The organism is Marinobacter sp. es.042 (assembly GCF_900188315.1).
Lineage (GTDB): Bacteria > Pseudomonadota > Gammaproteobacteria > Pseudomonadales > Oleiphilaceae > Marinobacter.
Genome location: NZ_LT897781.1, coordinates 1,536,386 through 1,557,737 on the forward strand (window position 1 = coordinate 1,536,386; position 21,352 = coordinate 1,557,737).

Here is a 21,352-nt window from a genome sequence, read left to right on the forward strand (position 1 = left end):
TCCCCTTGTTTTGTTAATGATAATTGTTATTATTCGCCTCCGCATTAACAACGAAGGCGCATTTTTGTATGAAAGTCATCCGCTCCCGACGCTGCAGCTCTGCAGCACTGGTTTCACTCCTCGGCGCAAGCTCTCTGGCCATGGCGCAATCGCAAACCGACGACGCGACCACACTCGAAGCTCTCGATGTAGTTTCTGATGCGATCACCGCTCCGGACTATATGCCTCTGGAAAAAACGCCGGCCGTTGGAAAACTGAACGTTCCGGTTGAAGAGCAGCCCTATTCGGTCTCAATCGTCGATCGCAGCTTCATCGAAGATTCCGGCGCCAAGAACATCCAGGACGCCCTGCTCTATACCCCCGGGGTTAACGCGGGCAACTTCGGCTTTGACACCCGAATCGATTCCGCAAAAGTGCGTGGAGTAGACGCCGGCCGCTACCTGGATGGCTTGCGTCAGATCTACGGTTCCTACAACACTGTTCGCACCAATGTGTACGCCCTCGAGAGCATCGAAGTGCTCAAGGGCCCCTCCTCCATGCTTTATGGCCAGAGCGATCTGGGCGGCATCATCAATGGGGTATCCAAGCTCCCGGAAGAGGAACAGGGCGGCGAGATCTGGGCCCAGTACGGCACCTTTAATCGCAAGCAACTGGCCCTGGATGTAACCGGCCCCGTCAACGAGAGCGGTGATTTGTTGTACCGTCTGATCGCACTGGGACGCGACAGCGACACACAGGTGGATTATGTGGAAGACGATGGCTACGTGCTCTCCCCTTCACTGACCTGGCGCGCCACCGATGATACAAGCATCACCCTGCTTCTGAACCGTCAGGAGAACAAAGGCCAAGTGTCTGCCCAGTTCCTGCCACAGGCCGGCACCCTGGAACCAGGTTCTCAAGGTTTCATCGGTTCCGAGCGTTTTGTTGGCGAACCGGGTTGGGATCGTTATGACCGGGAGAAGACCGAGGCTACCCTGTTTGTCGATCATCAGCTGAATTCCAACTGGGCGGTTTCCGCTACGGCCCGTTATACCGATTCCAGCTCAGAAACTCGTGAGCATTGGATCACTATTCCAAGCGTTCCTGACGCCAACGGTGAGGTATCACGAACTATTTACACGGCAGACGCTGAAACCCGTATCTTCAACATGGACGCTCGTCTCGAGGGCGATGTTGATCTGGGCATGACCCGCCACCGTCTTATTATCGGAGCCGATCGCCAGGATGCCCTCTGGGAACAGGACAACTACTTTTACGGCTATGGTCTGGGCGGAACATTCGATGTTTACGACCCACAGTACGGCAACCTGAATGACAGCATCATCAACCCATCCGACCGGCCAGACAACGAGATTGAACAGATCGGCCTCTACGTTGCCGACCACATTGAAATCGGTCCTGTTGTCGTTTCCGCGGGCCTTCGCCACGACTGGGCCGAGAACCGCAGCCTGGCCGTCTCCGGATCAGACACCGCCAGTGACGAAGAAGCCACTACCGGTCGCGCGGGTCTGATGTACCGGTTTGAAAACGGAATTTCTCCGTACATCAGCTACGCTGAAGCCTTCAGCATGAACCTCGGTACCGACGGCACTCCTGAGGCCAATACACTGAAACCGACAACCGGCGACCAGCAGGAAGCTGGCGTGAAGTATGTTTCCCCGGACCAGTCCCTCGGCATAAGCGCCGCGTATTTCGATATTACCCAGGAGAACCGCGTCAGTGATGGCAATACGCCAGGAGGTGTCGAGCAGACCGGCGCCGTGATCGACGGCTGGGAGCTCCAGGTGAACAAACGCTGGCAGCGTTTCGAAACCCAGTTGGCGTATACCGACATCAGTGCCAAAGACGATGGCACCGGCAACCGTCTTCCCTATGTAGCCGAGCGTCAGGCTTCCTGGTGGAACCAGCTCTATATCGCCAGCAACTGGCGGTTCGGTGCCGGCGTTCGATATGTGGGCGATAACGTTGGTTCAGGCGGCGGGCCCGTCGTGCCTTCCGTTACTCTTTACGACGCCATGATTGGCTACACTTGGCAAAACTGGGACTTCACCGTAGATGCCAAGAACCTGGCCGATGAAGAGTACATCACCTGGTGTCGCTCCGAGGGCGCAGACTGTGGCTATGGCGAGCGGCGCACTGTGAATGCAAACGCCAAGTATCGTTTCTAACACTTCATCCTGAGGTCTCTGATCGCCGCAACCCGCAAATCTCCGCGGCGATCAGCTCTTCTTTTTTCTCCTATTTGGCCCTCTTGTTAAACTCGCAAACCTCAATGCAGGGTTTCTTGGTGACGGGCTCCATGGATCTTGATTCCCCCTCCCTCTGCAGACGTGGCATGCTCCAAGACTGAGGACTGCCATTGTCAGATACAAGGCCTGGTGCCAGGATCTTATCCTTCGATCCTGTTCAGTGAGGTTGCAAGGGCCGATACCCGCTGATTTGTCTCGTCGACCAGGCCATCAATTTCACCTGCCGAAGCACTCGACTTCTGGGCCAGTGAGCGCACTTCCTCAGCCACAACCGAGAACCCCCTTCCTGCATCGCCAGCCCGCGCGGCCTCAATGGCAGCATTCAGGGCCAGAAGATTGGTCTGCTCGGCAATACCATTGATCGTCGAAACAATCCCGCTGATCTTGTTACTCACCTGCAGCACAGAATCCATGGCTTCCTGGGTCTCCCGCAGCGCAACATGGCGGTCGGTAATGTCGACACCAAAAAGAACGTATTTCCGGACCTCACCATCAAACTGCTTCAATGCCACAATCTGATAATCCAGCGCCAACAGGGGCATGCCCTCCAACTGAACTGAGGTTTTCCCACTGAATTCCCCGGTTTTTCTGAGCACATCGATGCTCTCCCGGCTCAACCCGGACCAAAGCCCGCTCGCAGCCCGGGCCACCCTTTCCTCGGTACCGTAGAGTTTGTGGATAAGGCCATTAGCGCTCAGAAAACTGCCGTCCGGATTGAACTCGATGGTGGCCATGGATCGTTCGATGGCCTGCAGCCGACGGGTAAAGTCCACTGTCTGTTGTTTACTGCGTGTGATATCGGCCTCAACGGATATGAAATTCTGAACCCGGCCTTTCTCATCGAACACGGGGGCAATTGAAAGAGAGACCCAATAGGGCGCGCCATTTTTGTGATAGTTGAGGATTTCGGTGTAGAAGGGCTCCTGACGGTCCAGATGCTCCCGGATCTGCAGTGCCGTTTCAGGGTCAGTACCATGCCCCTGCAGCATGGGGCCGGGTTTTCGCCCCCTGCACTCTTCAAGGCTGTAACCCGTCAGCTTTTCAAAGCCGGCGTTGATGTATTCAATCTTGCCGTCACCGTCGGTGATGATGATGCCGCTGTTGGCATGATCTGCTACCAGCGACAGCATCTCCATTTTCTCGCGTTTTTCGACCTCTTCCGCAACGTCCTTTATAAACGCCGTGTAGGTGATGCGACCGTCAAATTCGATCTTGCTGATCGCGGCCTGCCCCCAGATTCTGGAGCGGTCTTTGCGCTCAATGGTCAGTTCCCGGTAGCTGCCTACGATGCGGTTTTCACCGGTCTGACGATTCCGGTCTACAAAGCTGTCGTGTTGGCCGCGAATAGCCTCGGGCACCAGCATCTTGACGTTCTGACCAAGCACTTCCTCACGGAGGTATCCCCACATAGCCTCAGCAGCTTTGTTGAAGAAGGTAACGTTGTTATGTTCATCGATGGAAATGACAGCATCCATTGCCTGCTCCAGCGTCTGGTTCATCATCTCACGGGCATAACGTTCATTACTGATGCCTCGGACGAACACTGTCTTTTCGGTTTTTGAGCCGGCCACGACACTGGTCATGTCCAGATGGGCCCAGAAACCCCGGCCATGAGAGCTGCTCAGGTAGACCTCCTCTGATTCGCTTGCTCCATTGACAAACCGTCGAAGCACCTCTGCGGGCAGAAATTCAGAGGCGGCACGGCCAACCACCTTTTCCCGGCTAATGCCCCACAGAGCCTCGGCGCTTGCATTAAAAAAGGAGATCGTGTTGTGCCGATCTATAGTGAGTATTGCTTGTGGCGCCTGCTCAAGAACAAGTGATGCACGGGAGGGGAAAAACAGACTGGACAATAATTGAAGCATGGAGAGCAGACCCTTTAAAGTTACGGCACAGCTCATGCTGCAATCCGTAAAGACCCTTTTTAAATTAATGTTATGGCGATTACGCTTGGCCCTGTATAACAGACTTTTCCCGTGTGTTTTTTATGGTAAGCGGTTTGTGAAATAGAGATAAAGCCGGTCGCAAGGATTCGTAACCTGTGTTGTCAGACCGGCTATATTGAAAGATGCCAATACTGATCGAGGCCCTGAGTGTTCTCATCACTAACTACCGCCATTATTGCTTTTACCATCGCTTCTATTGTCATTGTGACTGCCGGCAGCCGGTTGGCCCGAGTAGCCGATGAACTGGCTGATCGCACGGGTCTCGGAGAGGCCTTGTTCGGCATCTTTCTGCTGGCGGGAGTAACCTCACTACCCGACTTCGCCGCCACCCTCAGCGCCTCGCTGGATTCAAGGCCGGATCTGGCCATGAGCAATGTCATGGGCAGTATGGCCGCGAACCTGGTGTTTCTGGGCATTGCCGACATCATGTATCGGAAAGCCAACCTGGAGCATGCCGCGGCATCCTCGACCAACTTGATGCTGGCCGCTTTATTGATCGTCCTGCTCGCCTTGCCACTGCTGGCGATTGCCAGCCCACCGGTTTCCGTGTGGGGCATCCATCCGATCACTCCCGTGATTACCGCAGCGTACCTTTTCGGCCTGCACCTGGTTCGCACAACCGACAGCAAACCCATGTGGTTTCCCCGACTGACCCGCCAAACCGTTCCCGACAAGCCCGGCCATTATCTTCACGGTGGCCTTGCCCAGGCCTGGGCCAGTTTTATTATTCTGGCCGCAATTACAGGCCTCGCGGGTTGGGTTTTGATGGAAGGTGCCAAGGTCATCAGCGATGAAACAGGCCTGTCGGATACGCTGATCGGCGGTCTGTTCACCGCCATCGCCACGTCTTCGCCAGAGTTGGTCACTACCCTTGCGGCCATCCGCAGAAACGCGCTGACATTGGCGGTAAGCAATATATTCGGTACCAACTGTTTTAATATGCTGGTGATTGCGTCGGCCGATGTCGGCTACCCTGGGGGCTCCATCTATCACGACATTACCCCGATACAAATGACCTGGGGCCTGGTGAGCATTTTAATGACAGCGATACTGCTGATGGGCATGGTTCGACGCCAGCGCTATGGGATTGGCAAGATCGGGTTTGAAAGCGCCCTGATGCTGACGGTCTATGCGGTGGCACTAACGATCGTTATGGCAAGCGGATAATACGGAGGTTAACCATGAAAACCATTGGTCTTCTCGGCGGCATGAGCTGGGAATCCACGCAGACCTATTACCGGCTTATCAACGAGGGCGTCAAAAACCGTCTGGGCGGGCTGCATTCAGCAAAACTGGTGCTCTTCAGCGTGGATTTCGCCGAGATTGAAGCGCTGCAACACAAAGGCGACTGGCCGGCCACTGCCGACATTCTTGCCGGGGCCGCTCTGTCAGTGCAGAAGGCCGGCGCTGATTTCCTGGTGATCGGTACCAACACCATGCACAAGGTTGCTCCGGAGATCGAACAGGCAATCGGGATTCCATTGCTGCACATCGCGGATGCCACCGCGCAGGTACTGAAAAAAGAGGGTGTGACCCGAGTAGGCCTGCTGGGCACCCGCTTTACAATGGAGCAGGCGTTCTACAGGGAACGACTGGAGGCGGCCGGTATCGACGTTCTCACCCCGGATGAAAGCCAGCGGGATGAGGTGCACCGTGTTATCTACGAAGAGCTTTGCCAGGGCGCAATAAAGTCTGACTCGCGCCACACCTACCTGGATATCGTTTCGTCGCTTTCCGGGCGCGGGGCCCAGGCGGTCATTCTCGGCTGCACTGAGATCGGATTGCTGATCAGCCAGGCCGACACCGAGGTTCCACTTTACGACACCACGAAGATTCACGCCGCCCGAGCCGTGGAGCTGGCGTTACATCATCCGTAGAAGACCGACCAAGACGAACACCTGCAAAAACTGGATAATGGCCGCCATTAGAAGCCATGGCGCGCCAAACTCTCCGATCCAGGACTCTTTGCAATGGAAATCAACGTCAACTTTCTCGAGAACCTCAGACTTGAAGCCAAGTTTGACGATTTCACCGTCGTAACGGACCAGCCGATTCGCTATAAGGGCGACGGCTCGGCGCCCAGCCCGTTCGACTACTTCCTGGCCTCCTCTGCCCTGTGTGCAGCCTACTTTGTCCGGGTCTACTGCCTGGCACGGGACATTCCCACCGAGAATATCCGCCTGTCCCAGAACAACATCGTGGACCCGGAAAACCGCTACAACCAGATCTTCAAGATCTCCGTTGAGCTGCCCGAGGACATCTCAGAGAAAGACCGCCAGGGCATCCTGCGCTCGATCGACCGCTGCACCGTGAAAAAAGTGGTCCAGACCGGCCCGACCTTCGAGATTGAAACCGTCGAGAACCTGGACGCGGACGCCCAGGCACTGCTGATGACCCAGCCGGAAGGCGGCACCCAGACCTTTATCGAAGGCAAGGACCTGCCCCTGGAGCAGACCATCGCCAACATGACTGGCATCCTTGAAGACTTGGGCATGAAGATCGAGATTGCCTCCTGGCGGAACATTGTGCCTCACGTGTGGTCCCTGCACATTCGCGATGCCGCCTCACCCATGTGCTTCACCAATGGCAAGGGTGCCACCAAGGAAAGCGCCCTGTGCTCTGCCCTGGGCGAATTCATCGAGCGTCTCAGCTGCAACTTTTTCTACAACGATCAGTTCTTTGGTGAGGACATCGCCAACAGCGACTTCGTCCACTACCCGAACGAAAAGTGGTTCAAGCTGGGCCCCAACGACGAGCTGCCGGAAGGTATTCTGGATGACCACTGCCTCGCCATCTACAACCCGGACGGCGAGCTTGGCGGCTCCAATCTGATTGATACCAACTCCGGCAGAGCCGACCGGGGCATTGTCTCCCTGCCCTACGTGCGAAAATCGGATGGCGAGGTGGTTTATTTCCCCTCCAACCTGATTGAGAACCTGTTTCTCAGCAACGGCATGAGTGCTGGCAATACCCTGAACGAAGCACAGGTTCAGTGTCTGTCGGAGATTTTCGAACGGGCGGTAAAGAAGCAGATTATCGAAGAGGAGATCGCCCTTCCGGACGTGCCCCGGGAGGTACTGGAAAAATACCCGGACATCCTGGAAGGCATTGAAGCCCTGGAAGCCCAGGGTTTCCCGACTCTGGTAAAGGACGCCTCCCTCGGCGGCCAGTTCCCGGTAATGTGCGTTACCCTGATGAACCCGCGAACGGGCAGCGTGTTCGCCTCTTTCGGCGCTCACCCGAGCTTTGAAGTGGCCCTTGAGCGCAGCCTGACGGAACTCCTGCAGGGCCGCAGCTTCGAGGGCCTCAATGATGTGCCGGCGCCCACCTTCAACAGCCTGGCCGTGACCGAGCCAAACAACTTTGTGGAGCACTTCATCGACTCTACCGGCGTTGTTTCCTGGCGGTTTTTCAGCGCCAGGTCCGATTATGATTTCGTTGAATGGGATTTTTCCGGCACCAACGCCGAGGAAGCCGAGTGTCTGTTCGGTATCCTCGAGGAGCTGGGCAAGGAAGTGTATGTCGCCGTCTACGAGGAACTGGGCGCGCCGGTCTGCCGAATCCTGGTTCCAGGCTATTCCGAGGTGTATCCGGTGGAAGACCTGATCATGGATAACACCAACATGGCTTTGGACTACCGGGAAGACATCCTCAACCTGCACCGCCTGGACGATGAGCAACTGGCCGATCTGGTGGAACGTCTGGAAGCCAGCCAGCTGGACAACTACATGACGATCATCACCCTGATCGGCGTGGAGTTCGATGAAAACACCATCTGGGGCCAACTCACGATCCTTGAGCTAAAGATCCTGATCTGCCTTGCCCTGCAGTGGCATGAAGAAGCCCTGGAATTCGTCGACATGTTCCTTCAGTTCAACGACAACACCGTTGAGCGCGGCCTGTTCTACCGAGCCATGTATGCGGTTCTCGAAGTCACCCTTGACGACGAAATGGAGCTGGGCGACTACATCACCAACTTCACCCGCATGTTCGGCGAGGAAACCATGGAAGCTGTTGTTGGCTCAGTGGATGGCAGCGTTCGTTTCCACGGCCTGGAAGCCACGAACATGCAACTGGATGGGCTGGAGAAGCATCAGCGTTTGATCGAGAGCTACCGGAAGCTGCACGCGGCGCGTGCAGCCAGGGCGGGCCTGCAGCAGTAATCGGACGCTGAGCGAACCGCGCCGCATTGGTGGCGCGGTCAGTCCTGATCCACACTTGATCATTACAAGTAGCCTATTTGCGTTTAATGCCCGTACACCCTTGTACATTTCTGGCATACGCCAATCAGGGAGCCTTGCAATGAGCAATCCAGTGATCGCTGATAACAAGCCCAAGAAAGTCAGCCTGAAAAAAGGCGAGGAATACGCCTTCTGCGTTTGTGGCCGTTCCAACAACCAGCCCTTCTGCGACGGTTCCCATGGAGATACGGGGTTCAAACCCAAGGTCTTCAAGGCCGAAAAAGACGAAGAGGCGGTTCTGTGCCAGTGTAAACAGACCGGAAGCGCGCCTTATTGTGACGGCACTCACCAGCAGTTCAGCGATGACCAGGTTGGCAAGGAGGCGCCGGAGTCTGATGATGATGGCGGCGACGAATCCGGTGATGCGCCGAAGGCCAAATCCACCAAAGAAGAACCCACCGTTGAATTTATTCATCAGTTGGCCCGTGAGGGGCTGAGCAGTATGGGCCACCATGGCCCTACAACGGCCATGGGCGTGCCCCGCCACACCCTGCCCCACTGGGACGACCTGCAACTGATGGTGGCGCAGATGGCCAGCAAACCACTGGCAGACGACGCCGACGTCTCGACCGAACTGGTGATCGGGCCTGAAGCCCGCAAGCCACTGACACTGAGCATGCCGCTGTTCGTTTCCGACATGAGCTTCGGAGCCCTGTCAGAGGAGGCCAAGATTGCCCTTGCTCGTGGCGCCGAGCTAGCGGGCACCGGCATTTGCTCTGGCGAGGGCGGCATGCTGCCCGAGGAGCAACAGGAAAATTCCCGATACTTCTACGAGCTGGCCAGCGCCAAGTTCGGTTACAAGGAAGAATTGCTCAAGAAAGTGCAGGCGTTTCACTTCAAGGGTGGCCAGGGCGCCAAGACCGGCACCGGTGGCCATTTGCCGGGCAACAAGAACACCGGCAAGATCTCAGAGGTTCGCAAAATTCCTGAGGGCGAACCGGCCAATTCCCCACCCACTTTCGACGATTTGCGCTCAGTTGAGGATTTCCAGCGCTTCGCCAGCCATGTTCGGGAAGTGACCGGAGGTATTCCCGTCGGCTTCAAGCTGAGCGCCAATCACATCGAGCGGGATGTGCAATTCGCCCTGGATGCCGGCGCCGACTACATTATTCTCGACGGCCGTGGCGGCGGTACCGGTGCTGCACCCGAGATCTTCCGTGATCACATCAGTGTGCCCAGCATTCCTGCCCTGGCCCGTGCGCGGCGCTATCTGGATGACCGCGGTGCAAGCGGACGGGTCACATTGATCGTTACCGGTGGCCTGCGGGTCCCTATCGATTTCGTGAAGGCCATGGCGCTGGGCGCTGACGGTATTGCCGTTGCCAACAGTGCCATGCAGTCCATCGGCTGTGTTGCGGCGCGTATCTGCAATACCAACACCTGCCCGGCAGGCATCGCGACCCAGAACAAGGACCTGCGCCAGCGGTTGAACGTCGACCAGTCTGCCAAACAGCTGCAGAACTTCCTTGAGGCCTCTGTCTCACTGATGCAGGTGATGGCACGGGCCTGTGGCCACGACAGCCTGAGCAAACTGAATATTGATGACCTTTCCACCTGGCATCGGGAGATGGCTTTGCTCAGCGGCGTTCGCTACGCCGGTGTGCTCGACCCTTCTGCCTGAGGTGCTTCTTCGCTGGCCGCCAGGACTCGAACCCGTTCGAAGTCCTCCTCGGTGAACACACCGTTCACCCCGGAAATGGCGGCCAGCTTCATGCCATGCTTCAGTCCCAGCTTGTAGATCTCCCGCACTTTCTCCCACTCGATATTCCGCCCGAGAGTAAAGTTCTCAAAACGCGCTTCCAGAGCAAGCACAATGGTTTCCGCCAGGCAGGCATAGGCAATGCCTTTCGGGAGCCCGATGTCTTTCATGTGCACTTCACCCGGTAGCTGGATCTCGCCGGATTCGATCACCAGCACATCCGGCCGCTTGGCGACATCTTCCGCCGGGATATCCAGGGGGCGGGCGACGTCGGTTATGACGCAGCCCGGCTTCACTTTCATGATATCCAGGATACGTTTGCCGGCCCCGGAGGTGGCGGTCACGATCATGTCCATGTCGGCCAGATCGCGTTCGGCAGAGCCGGCAACATGTACGATGGCTCCCGGCGTTTCCTGTTCGATGCTTTCCTTGAGAGCCAGCAGTTTGGCCGGCTCCGGTGCCGCCAGATAAATCTCGTCCACTGCCTTGGCCAGCAATCTGGCGCAGACAGACCCGATAGCACCCGTAGCGCCCACCACCATCGCCTTGCCGGCCGCTTTGCCACTGGGGCCAATGCTCACCCGCCCTATTTTCTTCATGGCGTCATGGGCCGCCCACAGGGCACCGGATGCGCTGTAGCTGTTGCCGGTGGTGATTGGCAGCGGCGCCCGCTTGGCCACCGTTATACCGGCATCACCCACGACCTTGGTAAACGCACCCAGGCCCATGATCTGGGCGCCGAGTTTCTTGGCCAGTTTGGCCGCCTGCAGCAACCGGGCGTAGGTAAATTCCGGCCCGTGGGCCATGATTTCCCGAGGAGTGCCACCAACGGTAATGAGCCAGCCCTCCACCTCATCGCCATTGGGTGACCGGATTCCGGATACCTTCGAGTAGATGAACGGTGGCGAATACGCGATGGCCTTTTCCACCAGGTTCATCACCACAGGCGGCGATACGTTGGCAACCCAGTCCAGCGGCGGTGTTTTGGTGAGGTATTGCTGCGACAGGGGATGAATGACAAACGCAAACCGGTTAACCCGGCGGTAACCGTTCGGGTAAAGGATTCGCGGCTCAATCTGCAGGCTCTGAATAACATCCAGATAGTCATCGGGGCCCAACTGGTCCGGTGTCCTGGACAGCGCCGCACTGATCATCGCCTCCATCACATTCACGCCAACGGGGCGGCCCTCCAGCCAGGGGCTGTAATCCACTACCATGGCAACCTTGCGAGAGCGCATCCAGTCCATGGCCGCATCCGTTACCCGTGAGGTAATCACGGTTTTTCCATCGAGCTCTTTCGCCGTGAAGTTCTCCAGGTCGCCAATCGAGGCCACGATGACATGGGCCTCGGACACCGCGTGATGGAGCGAACCTTTAACCAGATTCTCACCCAACCGATACAGCGGTGTTCGGAGAATGGTTTCAACCGCTTTCACCGCCGCAGGCCTGAACATGATGGGTGCCGTAAGCGAGGTATAGGTTTCCAGCTGTTTCAGGGAAGTCAGCAGCCTGGGCACTCCGAAATCCATGTAAGGATCGGCAAAGAAGAGATTCTCGGTATGTTCGGAAAGGGCCCTGGCAATCCGGTAACCGGCCTGCCCATTCAAGAAGAGCACACGGGCATTGTCGAAGAAATGCCCGAGCTCAGACTGGGTATGACGCACAGCCCACTCCTGCAGGATAGCCCGCAACCCAGCACCGGTGGTTATCGGCTTATCCGGCACACAGGCCTCAAGGCGGGCAGTATCCGGGTGTTCAAGCTGCTCCCGGCCCACCTCGTAATGATCGTGTACCATGCTCAGACCGATAGCATCTGCCTGCGGATGGACGGACTCCAGAACCGCCTCGGCCCGGGAAAGATCGCCGTCCGTACCGATCCGGATAACCCGGAAGGGCTGCCCAAGAAACGACGTCTCTATATCGTAATCGTACTCACCAGATCCCTGGCTGACGCTGACAACGGTTTTCATATTCAGGTCTTCCCGTTTTCCTGTTGTTATCGTTTACAGCCTAATTCAGAAGATCGGTTTCTGCCTTAGCGCAGATCAAATTCCAGACCGCTATTCAACGTCTACAATAGAGTGGCGGGCCGAACGACCAACAGACCTTCAAGGATCAAACAGGAGCTCACCATGACCATTCAGGAAGAACTCAACTCTACCGTCCGGGAACTGGTTCAGCCCGGCAAGGGAATTCTCGCTGCGGATGAAAGCCACCCGACCATTGCCAAGCGTTTCAAGGCCGTTGGCGTGGAGTCGAGCGAAGATATGCGCCGGGAGTACCGAAGCCTTATTTTCTCGGCTTCCGGGCTCGGAGAATTCATCAGCGGGGTCATTCTGTTTGAGGAAACTCTCGGCCAGCAGAGCCTGGATAATATTCCGATGCCGAAGCTGCTGGCCAGCAAAGGCATCGTGCCGGGCATCAAGGTAGACAAGGGAAAAGGCCCTCTTGTGAATGCACCCGGTGATGAAATCACCTTTGGCCTGGATGGTCTGGAGGACCGCCTGGAAATCTACAAAAACCAGGGGGCCCGGTTTGCCAAATGGCGGGATGTGTTCCATATATCGGATACCCTGCCCTCACGGCAGGCGATCGAGGCGAATGCCGAGGTTCTCGCCCGCTATGCGGCGATCTGCCAGTCCCTGGGTATCGTGCCGATCGTTGAGCCGGAAGTGCTGATTGATGGCAACCATTCCATCGAGCGCTGCGCGGAAGTCAGCGAAGCGGTGATTCGGGAGGTGTTCCACGCCCTTTACCGACACAAGGTGGCACTGGAATACATGATCCTCAAGCCCAACATGGTGACGCCGGGCAAGGAAACCCCGAAGGCATCCCCGGAAGAAGTGGCGACAGCGACTCTCGATATTTTTCGCAGGGCGGTACCGGCTGCGGTACCCGGCATTTTCTTCCTCTCGGGCGGCCAGACGCCGGAAGAAGCCACTCTCAATCTGAACGCCATGAACAGCATGGGCACCCAGCCCTGGGAGTTGAGTTTCTCCTACGGACGGGCTTTGCAGGAACCGGCACAGAAGGCCTGGGCCGGCAATCTGGATAATGGTCCGGAGGCGCAGGCAGCAATGCTGAAGCGGGCCCGCCTGAACGGTGCCGCTCGCGCCGGCCATTACCGACCGGAGATGGAAGACTGATCGGCAACAGCCCTGCGTGCCCGTGTTTCCTCAGTTGCAGCCTGAGACGCAGCTCGCCATGCCATTGAACGCCATGGTGCGGCCACTGAGGGGCACATGAACCGGCACTGTCACTGAATCCCGGAACAGAGCCGTGCGCGTTCCTTCCTGCACCATGCCACCGGAGGTAGCAGGTTCGTTGGCGTGGGAGGCGATAACCGCCTTCGGTTGCACAAGGTCATTGATTACGTAGGCGGCCTGTTTCGGTCCGGTGGTGAACGTATCACCGATGTTCATCACCACAAGCCCCGCACCGTAGTGATCCTTCACGACCAGCCTTTGCTCGGCAGTAATGCCAGTATCGCCGGACAGGTAGACCACCAGGCCGTTGGAGAACCTGAGCACGTAGCCCGTGGGTGGTCCGACACTGGCGCCAACACCCGCGGCAGCCAGATACTCTGCCAGTGGCCCGGTGAGGAACGAAGGCGATACGCCATTGCTGTGCACAGCCGGCACGGTCGTAATTGCCACTCCGCCAACCTCACGCTCGCCACCGAACCGAACCAACAGCGAGTTTGCAGGATCACCGCCGGCATCTTTCAGCTTGGCAGCAAAGAAGGCGGGCATTTCGCTACCCGTAACAATTTTTGAACCGTGTTTTACCGCAATATCAACAGTGTTGGATTGTGGCAATGTTGAAACGCCGGTGTCCGGAGACCCGCAAGTGCCCTGATTGGTCTTGCTGATGCGCTGATCACCGACATGGTCCCCATGCATGTGGGAAACCAGAACAATATCAATTTTGCCCAGTCGGGGATCATCCGGACCGGCGACCGTTCTGCCGGCGTCATAGAGAATTCGGGTGCCATTGGGATCTTCAAAGACCAGCGCCCGGTCCCGGCTACAGAACTCACCATCGTGGCTACCCAGGGGTGTGACTTTCACCACGTGGTCGTCGGCGGTAGCCGGCATAGCGGCGCCGAATAGCATACAGAAAGACACTCCGGCAAAGGCCATCGTGTTGCGCAAACCTGCTCTGAACATGTTGTTCGTCCTCCCACTCGTTTTTTATTAGTACCGGTATTGATACGAACGACAAGCCCGTTGATACCAGTTTAGGCGGCGGGAAGGTCAACGCGTGGGGATTGAGTCAGTGCGCTTGATTGAGGATCAGGCAGCGCGGGAGTCCGACAGGATAACCCGCTGTTCCAGGCATGCCAGCATGGGCGCCACCTGACGGATTTTCCGGGCCTCGGGCCAGAGCGCCTCTGCCTCGGCGAAACCCTGGCGGAGAAAGTTAAGCCATTGTTTAATACGACCGGTCACATAGCGGTCCTCAAGCCACCCCTGCAGAACCGTAGCGTACTCACGAACCAGGGCGACAGCTTCTGGCCAGGTCATATCCGGCACCGTTTCGCCCTGCTGGCTGGCCTTGATCTGCCGGGCGAGGTCTGGCCGGGCGATCAGGCCACGGCCAATCATCACGTCATCGCAGCCGGATACCTCACGGCAACGCCAGTAGTCCGCGACACTCCAGATTTCGCCATTGGCAATTATGTGGGTTTTGACAGCTTGCCGGGCCCGGGCGATTTCCTCCCAATAGGCCGGCGGCTTATACCCGTCTACTTTGCTGCGGGCATGAATGACAATCTCCGCCGCGCCTGCCGCTTCCAGCGCCTGGGCACAAGCCACACCCATGGATCGGTCGTCATACCCCAGCCGCATCTTGGCTGTGACCGGCACATGCGCTGGCACAGCCTGACGCACAGCAGCCACGATCTCATGCATGAGCTCCGGCTCGCGCATCAACACACAGCCACCCTTGTGCTTGTTGACAGTTTTGGCCGGGCAACCAAAGTTGATATCCACCTGGGTGGCACCGAGTTCTGCCGCACGCAAGCCGTGGCGCGCCATCTGGTGAGGGTCTGAACCCAGCAGTTGAACGGCAACGGGAGTGCCGACTTGAGTGAGCGACCGGTTGTATAATTCGGGGGCGTATTTGTAGAACACTCTCGGTGGCAGCATGCCATGGGTGACACGAACGAATTCCGTTACGCAACGGTCGATGCCGCCTACCCCGGTCAGGGTTTCACGGATGGGTGCGTCAACCAGCCCTTCCATCGGGGCGAGAATGATGCGCATGAGTGCTCCAGCAATTACAGGGTCTGTTCGGGGTGAGACTGATCAAAAATCAGACGGAGCGGATTGTAAGGAATTTGGCGGGAAGTTGATAGACGGACACCCCGAAGCCGGGGTGTCCAATCGCTTGCTTACAGGTCTTATTCGACGTCGAACCGGTCGGCGTTCATGACCTTGGTCCAGGCTGCAACGAAGTCTTTCACGAACTTCTCTTCGTTGTCGTCCTGGGCATACACTTCTGCGTAGGCACGCAGGATCGAGTTGGAACCGAACACGAGATCAACACGGGTCGCAGTGAACTTGGTATTGCCACTGTTGCGATCCACGATGTTGTACGAGTTCTTGCCAGTCGGCTCCCAACGATTCGACATATCAGTCAGATTTACGAAGAAATCATTGGTCAACTGGCCAACGCGATCGGTGAATACGCCGTGCTTGGTGCCGCCGTAGTTGGTACCCAGCACCCGCATGCCACCCAGCAGGACGGTCATTTCAGGCGCAGTCAGTCCCATCAGTTGGGCACGATCCAGAAGCATTTCTTCCGGCTTGACCACGTAGTCCTTCTTCTGCCAGTTACGGAAGCCATCAGCCAGCGGCTCCATCGGATCGAAGGATTCGGCATCCGTCATCTCGTCGGTGGCATCGCCACGGCCCTTCAGGAAGGGAACGTGAACCTCGTGGCCGGCTGCTTTGGCTGCCATCTCGATGCCAAGGTTACCGCCAAGCACAATCACGTCAGCAACGCTGGCGCCAGTGTCAGCCGAAATCTGCTCGTAAACCTTCAGCACCTTATCCAGACGATCGGGCTCGTTACCCTCCCAGTCCTTCTGGGGCGCCAGGCGAATCCGCGCACCGTTTGCACCACCACGCATGTCTGAGCCGCGGAAAGTGCGGGCACTGTCCCAAGCGGTGCAGATCAGCTCGTTCAGGCTCAATCCGGCCCCGGCAATCTTCTGCTTGACCACTTCCTCAATGTAATTGGTCTCGCCCTGGGGAACAGGATCCTGCCAGATCAGGTCTTCATCCGGCACACCCGGTCCGATGTAGCGGGACTTGGGCCCCATGTCGCGGTGCGTCAGCTTGAACCAGGCGCGGGCAAAGCAGTCCCTGAAGTATTCCGGATCTGCCATGAACTTCTCGCAGATTGCGCGGTACTTCGGATCGACTTTCATCGCCATATCCGCATCGGTCATCATCGGCTTGCGACGGACGGACGGGTCGGTTGTATCGACCGGCATGTGCTCTTCTTTGATGTCGATCGGCTCCCACTGGTTTGCACCAGCCGGGCTCTTGGTCAGCTGCCACTCGTAGCCGAACAGCAGATCAAAATAGCCCATGTCGAACTTGGTCGGATTCGCGGTCCAGGCACCTTCGATGCCAGAGGTAACCGCGTTGGTTGCCTTGCCATCCAGGTTCGGGTTCATCCAGCCAAAGCCCTGGGTTTCAACGTCGGCCCCTTCCGGCTCCGGGCCGAGGGCATCGGCGTCGCCATTACCGTGAGCCTTGCCCACTGTATGGCCTCCAGCGGTCAGCGCTGCGGTTTCTTCATCGTTCATCGCCATGCGGGCAAAGGTCGTTCTCACCTGCTCCGCGGTCTTCTGCGGATCCGGCACACCGTTCACGCCCTCAGGATTCACGTAAATCAGGCCCATCTGCACTGCAGCGAGCGGGTTCTCCATGGTGTCGGGCTTGTCGACGTCTTCATACCGGCTGTCAGACGGCGCCAGCCACTCTTTTTCCGCACCCCAGTAGATGTCTTTTTCCGGATGCCAGATGTCCTCGCGGCCATAAGAGAAACCAAAGGTCTTCAGGCCAAACGACTCATAGGCAACATTACCGGCCAGGATAAACAGATCGGCCCAGCTCACCTTGTTACCGTATTTTTTCTTGAGCGGCCACAGAAGACGGCGTGCCTTGTCGAGGTTGCCGTTGTCGGGCCAGGAGTTCAGCGGAGCGAATCGCTGGTTGCCGGTGCCGGCACCACCACGGCCGTCGGCCAGGCGATAGGTGCCAGCGGCGTGCCACGCGAGACGAATCATAAGACCGCCGTAATGCCCCCAGTCAGCAGGCCACCAATCCTGACTGTTGGTCATCAGCTCGTGCATGTCTTTTTCGAGGGCTTCGTGATCAAGCTTTTTGACTTCTTCCCGGTAGTCGAAGTCTTCACCGAGAGGATTGGTTTTTCGGTCGTGCTGATGAAGGATGTCAAGATTGAGGTTCTCAGGCCACCAGCCGGCTACATCGGCTTTCTCCTGAGTGTTTGAACCGTGCATTACGGGACACTTTCCGCCCGCACTGTTGTTATCTGTCATTTTTCTCTCCTCATTGGGGTTGGCAAAACGACACTGCTTTGATTCAGGCACTTCTAACTATAGGACACACCCAATAATCTGCTCTGAGTATTTCTTATGTCCCGGATAGCGTGCGCCTATAAGATTCCCCGCAAAGTCTGCGGGTGCTCTGCTTTACTGGGCACAAGCGTAATCACTTGAATATCTCGCCAGAATGTCTAAAAAGTCCGGCCATGCGATTGAACGACTGAATGGCATTACATTGGACATGGATCTGCTCCTGCCTAACGAGAACAGCTCCACCGTAGCGCGGGATCGATAACCCATTACAATTAATTAAAAGTAAATTTGTGAAAGTTTTTATTTATGGATGGAGCTCTGGTCGGTCAGAGCCGCTCAATGGATGAAAATTTGCCGGCGTCGTCAAAGACGATGCGGAAACTGCCGCGAATGCCATCGCGAAGGTAAAAACGGGAGAGGATACGAGCCGGGAATCGGACAGAGCGTCCGTCCCGGGCCGTGGTGTGAACATCCGTGGCAACGCCCTGATAGAGCTTGATCCACTCATCAGGGCTGATGCTGATATCCACAATAATCTGCTGCATTGGCGATCAGTTCGCCAGTTCAAGCAGCAGGCGGTTCAGACGGGTGACATAAGCACCGGGGTCCGGGAGTTGCTCACCGCTGGCAAGGGTGGCCTGGTCCAGAATAACGGCAGAGAGCTCGTTGAACCGCTCTTCGCCCTTCTCGCTTTCCAGTCGCTGGACCAGCGGATGATCAACATTGATCTCGAAGATCGGTTTGCTGTCCGGTACCTTCTGGCCGGCAGCTTCCATGATCTTCTTCATCTGGGCGCCCATATCGAAATCGCCCACCACCAGACAGGCCGGTGAATCGGTCAGGCGGTTGGTTACACGCACCTCCTGCACACGGTCGCTCAGGGCATTCTTGATGCGCTCCAGCAGGTCCTTGTGCTCTTCAGCCGCCTCTTCCTTGTGCTTCTTGTCTTCCTCGGTCTCGACCTCGCCAAGGTCCAGGTCGCCGCGGGCAACATCCTGCAACTGCTTGCCGTCGTACTCGCTGAGGTAACCCATCATCCACTCATCGATGCGATCTGTAAGGATCAGAACCTCAATGCCCTTCTTGCGGAACACTTCCAGATGGGGGCTGCTCTTGGCCGCTGTGAAGTTGTCGGCGGTGATGTAGTAAAGCTTCTTCTGCCCTTCCTTCATCCGGCCGATGTAGTCATCCAGCGACACATTCTGTGCGCTTTCACCGGTGTGGGTAGAGGCGAAGCGCAGCAGGCCGGCAATTTTCTCGCGGTTGCTGAAATCTTCCGCCGGGCCTTCTTTCAAAACCGTGCCGAACTCGCCCCAGAACTTCTGATACTGCTCGGAATCCTTCTTGGCCAGCTTGGACAGCATATCGAGGACCCGCTTGGTGAGAGCGGTGCGGATGCTTTCCACGGTGCTGTCGTTCTGCAGGATCTCACGTGACACGTTGAGGGACAGATCGTTGGAATCAATCACACCCTTGGCAAACCGCAGGTACAGCGGCAGGAACTGTTCGGCGTCGTCCATGATGAACACGCGCTGCACGTAAAGTTTCAGGCCACGAGGCGCTTCCCGGTTGTACAGATCAAACGGTGCACGGGCCGGGATATACAGCAGGCTGGTGTAATCCAGCTTGCCTTCCACTTTGTTGTGGGACCAGGTGAGCGGGTCTTCAAAATCGTGGGCGATGTGCTTGTAGAACTCCTTGTACTCCTCGTCCTTGATCTCGGTACGGGGGAGTGTCCAGAGCGCTGTCGCATCGTTGACGGTTTCGTACTCATCCTTCTTCTCACCTTCCTCGGATTCGGCCTTCATGACAACCGGGAAGGAAATATGATCCGAGTACTTTTTCACCAGACTGCGCAGCTTCCAGCCGTTGGCGAATTCCTTGGCGTCTGGCTTCAGATGCAGGACGATCTGGGTGCCGCGGTTATCCAGATTGACCTGCTCGATGGAAAACTCGCCGTCGCCCTTGGATTCCCAATGCACACCTTCTTCTGCAGGCGCACCCGCACGACGAGTGAAGACATCCACCTTGTCGGCCACAATAAACGCCGAATAGAACCCAACACCGAACTGACCGATCAGCTTGCTGTCCTTCTTCTCATCGCCGGACAACTGCTGGAGGAATTCAGCCGTACCGGAACGGGCAATGGTGCCCAGATTCTGGATAACATCGTCACGGGTCATACCGATACCGTTGTCGGTGAGCGTGACGGTATTCGCCTCTTCGTCAAAATCCAGGCGAATCTTCAGCTCAGAATCGCTTTCATACAGGCTGTCGTCCTTCAGCGCTGCGAAACGCAGTTTGTCTTCGGCATCTGAAGCGTTGGAAATCAGCTCACGAAGGAAGATTTCCTTGTTGGAGTACAACGAGTGAATCATCAGGTGAAGCAGTTGCTTCACTTCGGTCTGGAATCCAAGCGTTTCTTTATTGGCTTCAACCGTCATGGCGTTTATGTCTCCTGAAACGAATAAACAGGCACGGCGTTGTGCCCGAGTTACCTCATAGTTTTGAGAGTGAGCGCGGAGGCCGTTCCGAAACCGTGCGGAGCCATGGATGGCGGAGCCGAGCGTACATGGACGTATTCACAGCGTGTTTCGGAACGGCCTCCGTGCTCGCTCCTGCACAAAAATCTCAGTCTGAGCAAAAAGTGGGGGCACACCGGGGCATTTCAAGCCCCGGAGTATGGGCAAGATCAGTCTTCGAGGAGGAAGTGCGCCCTGGCAGTCGCAATGGGTTGCGAGCGGGATTTCTGCCAGGCGCTGACCATCACGTTGGCAACGCGGTTGCCCTGGCGGGTCAGGCGGCATTCGGCGTAGGTCTCGCGATTGAGACCGGCCCTGAGGTAATCCAGGGAAAAGTCGACGATACGGGGCATGCGTAGGCTTTCCTGGGACATGATCAGGTAGATGTTGGCGGACATCTCCATGAAACCACCGATCACGCCACCGTGGATGGCCGGCAGTATTGGATTACCCAGGTTGGAGTCTTTGCAGGGCAGACGGAAAATCAGGTCGTCTCCAAACTGCTCACACTGAAGACCTATCCAGGTGGCGTAAGGAATGCTGCTGAGCATGCGGCTGAAGTCACCGGTCTCCTGGGTGTAACGCAGGATTTCAGGATCGGTCATTCTTCACCTCCGGTAATCAGGTCCCGGTAATGTTTCGGGCTGGCATCCTTCCCGATACGCATGAAGGTGGCCACGCAGTTGGCGATGGTTTCACCGCCTTCCTGGTACGCCTCACAGCGGGTAAAAATAATGTTCCGGGTTACCCGGTAGGTTTCAGCCCGGGCATAGACCGGCTTGCGGGGCTGGGCCGGGCGCATGTAGTCCACGCGCAGGTCCAGCGTCGGGCAGAGTTCAAAATCTTCCAGGGCACAGAGGATCACGCAACCTGACGTGGTATCCATCAGTGTGGTGATGGCCCCACCGTGAATCACCCCGGTGTCCGGGTTACCGATAATGCGATCACTGTAGGGCAGGCACAGTGTCAGGCTGCCTTTTGTGGCCTCGGTAACCGACAGGCCAAGCTCCTTGGCCTGGTTGAGGGTGGCTATAAAACGGCTAACCCGTTTCCGTCGGATATCATCGTTCATTCAGATTC

15 protein-coding genes are annotated in these 21,352 nt (G+C 57.0%); 6 read left to right on the top strand and 9 right to left on the bottom strand.

Annotated features, from left to right (window positions below; translation table 11 throughout):
* Positions 1–68: 68 nt before the first annotated feature.
* Complete coding sequence (locus CFB02_RS07290) at positions 69–2,168, top strand: TonB-dependent siderophore receptor (RefSeq protein WP_088557485.1); 2,100 nt, start codon at positions 69–71, stop codon at positions 2,166–2,168.
* A gap of 221 nt (positions 2,169–2,389) precedes the next feature.
* On the opposite strand, the gene CFB02_RS18485 is transcribed toward CFB02_RS07290, so the two are convergent.
* The gene (locus tag CFB02_RS18485) at positions 2,390–4,150 is read right to left on the bottom strand and encodes a PAS domain S-box protein (RefSeq protein WP_088557486.1); all 1,761 of its coding nucleotides are present in this window, start codon (positions 4,148–4,150) and stop codon (positions 2,390–2,392) included.
* A 192-nt stretch (positions 4,151–4,342) separates the two neighbouring features.
* On the opposite strand from CFB02_RS18485, the gene CFB02_RS07300 reads away from it, so the two are divergent.
* From CFB02_RS07300 to CFB02_RS07315, 4 genes are all read left to right on the top strand, one after another.
* Complete coding sequence (locus tag CFB02_RS07300) at positions 4,343–5,362, top strand: sodium:calcium antiporter (protein ID WP_088557487.1); 1,020 nt, start codon at positions 4,343–4,345, stop codon at positions 5,360–5,362.
* Between the two features lie 14 nt (positions 5,363–5,376).
* A complete protein-coding gene (locus CFB02_RS07305) occupies positions 5,377–6,072 on the top strand; it encodes an aspartate/glutamate racemase family protein (RefSeq protein WP_088557488.1) in 696 nt (231 codons plus the stop codon).
* A gap of 93 nt (positions 6,073–6,165) precedes the next feature.
* Positions 6,166–8,358, top strand: coding sequence for an OsmC domain/YcaO domain-containing protein (locus CFB02_RS07310; RefSeq protein WP_088557489.1), 2,193 nt, complete (start codon positions 6,166–6,168; stop codon positions 8,356–8,358).
* 139 nt (positions 8,359–8,497) lie between these two features.
* Positions 8,498–10,057 (top strand): glutamate synthase-related protein, encoded by a 1,560-nt coding sequence (locus tag CFB02_RS07315; protein ID WP_088557490.1) that lies wholly within the window; start codon positions 8,498–8,500, stop codon positions 10,055–10,057.
* Here CFB02_RS07315 and CFB02_RS07320 read toward each other — a convergent pair.
* The gene (locus tag CFB02_RS07320) at positions 10,027–12,105 is read right to left on the bottom strand and encodes a dehydrogenase (protein ID WP_088557491.1); all 2,079 of its coding nucleotides are present in this window, start codon (positions 12,103–12,105) and stop codon (positions 10,027–10,029) included. The two genes, CFB02_RS07315 and CFB02_RS07320, sit on opposite strands and share 31 nt — an antisense overlap.
* 162 nt (positions 12,106–12,267) lie before the next feature.
* Here CFB02_RS07320 and CFB02_RS07325 point away from each other — a divergent pair, with 162 nt between their 5' ends.
* Entirely contained in the window at positions 12,268–13,281 is a 1,014-nt protein-coding gene (locus CFB02_RS07325) for a class I fructose-bisphosphate aldolase (protein ID WP_088557492.1), read from the top strand.
* Positions 13,282–13,311: 30 nt separating this feature from the next.
* On the opposite strand, the gene CFB02_RS07330 is transcribed toward CFB02_RS07325, so the two are convergent.
* The 7 genes from CFB02_RS07330 to CFB02_RS07360 all read right to left on the bottom strand — a co-directional run bounded on the left by CFB02_RS07330 (position 13,312) and on the right by CFB02_RS07360 (position 21,344).
* On the bottom strand, positions 13,312–14,304 hold the full coding sequence (locus CFB02_RS07330) for an MBL fold metallo-hydrolase (protein WP_227519354.1): 993 nt from the start codon (positions 14,302–14,304) through the stop codon (positions 13,312–13,314).
* Positions 14,305–14,430: 126 nt separating this feature from the next.
* Positions 14,431–15,402, bottom strand: coding sequence for a tRNA dihydrouridine synthase (locus CFB02_RS07335; protein ID WP_088557493.1), 972 nt, complete (start codon positions 15,400–15,402; stop codon positions 14,431–14,433).
* Between the two features lie 137 nt (positions 15,403–15,539).
* Entirely contained in the window at positions 15,540–17,711 is a 2,172-nt protein-coding gene (gene katG, locus CFB02_RS07340) for a catalase/peroxidase HPI (RefSeq protein WP_088557494.1), read from the bottom strand.
* 365 nt (positions 17,712–18,076) lie between these two features.
* Positions 18,077–18,295, bottom strand: coding sequence for a DUF2835 domain-containing protein (locus tag CFB02_RS07345; protein WP_008172004.1), 219 nt, complete (start codon positions 18,293–18,295; stop codon positions 18,077–18,079).
* Positions 18,296–18,301: 6 nt separating this feature from the next.
* Positions 18,302–20,194, bottom strand: a complete 1,893-nt coding sequence (gene htpG / locus CFB02_RS07350; RefSeq protein ID WP_088557495.1) for a molecular chaperone HtpG — start codon at positions 20,192–20,194, stop codon at positions 18,302–18,304.
* Between the two features lie 248 nt (positions 20,195–20,442).
* On the bottom strand, positions 20,443–20,877 hold the full coding sequence (locus CFB02_RS07355) for a PaaI family thioesterase (RefSeq protein ID WP_008172009.1): 435 nt from the start codon (positions 20,875–20,877) through the stop codon (positions 20,443–20,445).
* Positions 20,874–21,344, bottom strand: coding sequence for a PaaI family thioesterase (locus tag CFB02_RS07360; RefSeq protein WP_088557496.1), 471 nt, complete (start codon positions 21,342–21,344; stop codon positions 20,874–20,876). Before CFB02_RS07360 ends, CFB02_RS07355 begins: the two co-directional genes overlap by 4 nt.
* Positions 21,345–21,352 lie beyond the last annotated feature (8 nt).